At 70.4% G+C, this 3,589-nt stretch carries 3 protein-coding genes; 2 read left to right on the forward strand and 1 reads right to left on the reverse strand.

What is annotated here, in order from left to right; translation table 11 throughout:
- The coding region (locus AX702_RS16400) for a PepSY-associated TM helix domain-containing protein (RefSeq protein ID WP_066781342.1) at positions 1 to 946 on the forward strand (946 nt) is incomplete at its 5' end.
- On the opposite strand, the gene AX702_RS16405 is transcribed toward AX702_RS16400, so the two are convergent.
- Complete coding sequence (locus AX702_RS16405; RefSeq protein WP_066781344.1) at positions 919 to 1,965, reverse strand: amidohydrolase family protein; 1,047 nt, start codon at positions 1,963 to 1,965, stop codon at positions 919 to 921. The two genes, AX702_RS16400 and AX702_RS16405, sit on opposite strands and share 28 nt — an antisense overlap.
- A 191-nt stretch (positions 1,966 to 2,156) precedes the next feature.
- On the opposite strand from AX702_RS16405, the gene AX702_RS16410 reads away from it, so the two are divergent.
- A partial coding sequence (locus AX702_RS16410; RefSeq protein ID WP_066781343.1) for an NAD-dependent succinate-semialdehyde dehydrogenase occupies positions 2,157 to 3,589 on the forward strand: 1,433 nt, incomplete at its 3' end.

Below are 3,589 nucleotides of genomic sequence, written 5' to 3' on the forward strand. Positions count from 1 at the left end.
GTTGGGGGAGCGGCTGGATCGTGCCTTTGCAACTGGCAGCGCGCGCTTTCGTCACCCGGGCGGGAAATGGACGTTCGAGGTGACCGGCGGGGGCGGCGCGATCCCGGCGCGTTATTATCCAATGGCGATGCCGGGGCACCATGCCGAGCGGCTGATGGTGTGGTTTTCGCCCGACGGCAGGCGCATCGTGCGCGTCGAGCGGTGGGGCGGCTATCTGATGAGCTGGATCTATCAGCTGCACATGGAGCTGCTGGCGGGCGAGCCTGGGCTTCAGATCGTCGGCTGGTCGGGCGTCGTGTTGCTGGTGCTGCTGGTGTCGGGCGTGGCCGCCTGGTGGCCGCGTGGCAGCTGGCGCAAGGCGCTGGCGTTCAAGCGCGATGCCGCGCCGATCCGCCGCTTGCGCGACCTGCACAAGTTGAGCGGCGTGGGAAGCGCGCTGCTGCTCGTCGTGCTGGTAGGGACGGGCGTGCTGCTGGCGCTGCCGAACGTGACGCAGGCGCTGCTGGCGCCGGGCAAGCCGGCGGTGCCGGCATCGGCGAAGGTGCCGGCGGGCGCGCGGCCGGTTTCGATCGTGCAGGCGCTGAACGCGGCGCAGCGCGCGCTGCCCGAGGGGCGACTGGTGTTCGTCGACATGCCGATCGGCGGCAGCGCGCCGATCCGCGCGCGCTATCAGGTGCCCGGCGATCCGCATGCGCGCTTCCCGGCAAGCTATGTGTATCTCGATCAGGTGACGGGCCGGGTGCTGGGCGTGCATGACGCGCGGCGCGGCGGGATGGGCGCGCAGGTCAATCTGTGGGTACGCGCGCTGCATGACGGCACGGTGGGCGGCATGGCGACGCGCGTGCTGGCGCTGCTGATGGGGCTGATGCCGGCGGTGCTGTTCGTGACGGGGCTGATGCACTGGTTGCGACGCCGGCGTCAGGCGAGGAGATGCTCCACCTTGTAGAAGCGCGCGGCGGCGCCGGCGAAGAGGTCGCGCTTCTCGTCCGCGCTGGCGCCCCTGGCGACCAGTTTGAAGGCGTTCCACAAGGTGGCGTAATCGGCGCCCCAGCGATCCACCGGAAAGTTGCTTTCGAACATCGCGCGCGCCGGGCCGAAGGCGGCGATGCAGGTTTCGACATAGGGGCGGAAGAGGTCCGCAAGGCGGGCGGCGGTCGTGCGATGGTCGGGCCCAAGCTCCCCCAGCGCGCAGAAGGGCATGGCGAGGCCGCCCAGCTTCACCGTGACATTGGGGCAGGTGGCGAGATCCCCGATCGCCGCCCGCCACGCGGCGAAGCGATCGTCGTGGCGGCCGGCGTAGCTGCCCAGGCCCAGCGGCGTGCCGACGTGATCGAGCACGATCGGCTGATCGGGGAAGGCGCGGGCGAGCGCGGTGACCTCGCCGATCTGCGGCTCCACCACCCAGGCATCGAAGGTGAGGCCGCGAGGCCCAAGTTCGGCGAAGCCCTGGCGAAAGCGCGGATCGGCATAAAGGTTCGCCGGGGCGTGGCCGAGCGGGCCCAGCACCTCCGGATCGGGATCATGCGCGCCGATGTGGCGGATGCCGCGAAAGCGCCCGTTGCCGGCGGCGATCTCCGCATCCAGCACCGCGCCGACGCCTTCGCCCAGGGTGAGATCCGCCTGGCCGACGATCCCGGCGCAGGCGCGGAACGGGCCATAGACGCCGCTGGCCGATTGCGCCGCGACGCCGTTCACGAATTCCACCTCGCCCACCGGCTTCAGCTCGGCCGGGCCATCGGCGCGGTAGAAGGCGCCGCACTGGAGAAAGACGGTGCCGACCACATTGTGGCCCGCGCCGCGGCAGTCGGCGAGCAGCTCGTCGAACAGATAGCGCGGGCTCTGACGCGTGATGCGGCCGAACGGGTGGGCGATTTCCGGCATGCGCGGCAGCGCCGGGGTGAAATCCCACAGGTGATGATGCGGATCGATGATCGGCAGATCGGGTTCGAGAATCTCTTCGGTCATGGCGTCATCCCCTCGCGCGCGGCGCGGGCTGCCTTCGCGGGCGCCGCTGCCGTTGCAGCGCATCTTGTCGCGCGCCAGCGCGGGGCGCAACCGCGCTTGCGGGGGGAAGGGGGGTACATTCCGGCGGGCGCGGTCGCTATCTGGGGCGCGACGATGCGCCGCCCACCGGCGCGCCTTCCCATGGAGAAAGCATGACCTACCCCGATACGCAGCTATTCATCCAGGGCCGCTGGCAGGACGCGGCCGACGGCCGCTCGCTCGCCGTGCAGAACCCGGCGACCGGGGCGGAGATCGGCCGGGTCGCCCATGCCGGCATCGCCGATCTCGACGCGGCGCTGGCGGCGGCGCAGCACGGCTTCGAGGTGTGGCGCGATTATACCCCCGCCGCGCGCAGCACGATCATGCGCAAGGCCGCCGCCCTGATGCGCGAGCGCGCGGGCGACATCGCTGCGCTGCTGACGCAGGAACAGGGCAAGCCGCTGGTGGAAGCCAAGGGCGAGGCGATGGCCGCCGCGGACATCATCGAATGGTTCGCGGAGGAAGGCTTTCGCGTGTACGGCCGGATCGTCCCGCACCGCACGAACCTGTCGATCCGGCAGATGGTGGTGAAGGACCCGGTCGGCCCGGTCGCCGCCTTCACGCCGTGGAACTTTCCGATCAACCAGATCGTGCGCAAGATCGGCGCGGGCCTTGCCGCCGGCTGCTCCATGATCGTCAAGGCGCCGGAGGAAACCCCCGCCAGCCCCGCCGCGCTGATCCGCGCATTCCAGGATGCCGGCCTGCCGGAAGGCGTGCTTGGTCTCGTTTTCGGCGAGCCGGCGCAGATCTCGGAATATCTGATCGCCAGCCCGATCATCCGCAAGATCACCTTCACCGGATCGACGCCGGTCGGCAAGCTGCTCGCCGGGCTCGCCGGCAAGCAGATGAAGCGCGTGTCGATGGAGCTGGGCGGCCATGCGCCGGTCATCATCTGCGAGGATGCGGACCTCGATCTCGCGGTGAAGAGCGTCGGCCGGGCCAAGTTCCGCAACGCCGGGCAGGTGTGCATCTCGCCCACGCGCTTCCTGGTCCACAACAGCGTGAAGCGCGACTTCGCCGAGGCGATGGCGGCGCTGGCCAAGGGGATCAAGGTGGGCAACGGGCTGGAGGAAGGCACCGAAATGGGCCCGCTCGCCAACCCGCGCCGGCTCGCCGCCATGGCCGAATTCCAGGAGGATGCCGTGGCGAAGGGCGCCACCGTGCTGACGGGCGGCGCGCGCATCGGCGATGCCGGCAATTACTGGGCGCCGACCGTGCTCGCCGACGTGCCGCTGGAGGCGAAGCTGTTCAACGAGGAGCCGTTCGGCCCGGTCGCGGGGATCCGCGGCTATGACGATCTGAACGAGGCGATCGCGGAGGCGAACCGCCTGTCCTACGGCCTCGCCGGCTATGCCTTCACCCGCTCGCTGGCGAATGCGGACCTGCTCGCGCGGCGGGTGGAAGTGGGCATGTTGTGGGTCAACACGCCCGCAGCGGGCACCGCGGAGCTGCCGTTCGGCGGGATCAAGGATTCGGGCTATGGCACCGAGGGCGGGCCGGAGGCGCTGGACGCGTATCTCAACACCCGCGCGGTGGTGATCAACAA

It is taken from the genome of Sphingomonas sp. CCH5-D11, from assembly GCF_001557395.1.
Lineage (GTDB): Bacteria > Pseudomonadota > Alphaproteobacteria > Sphingomonadales > Sphingomonadaceae > Sphingomonas.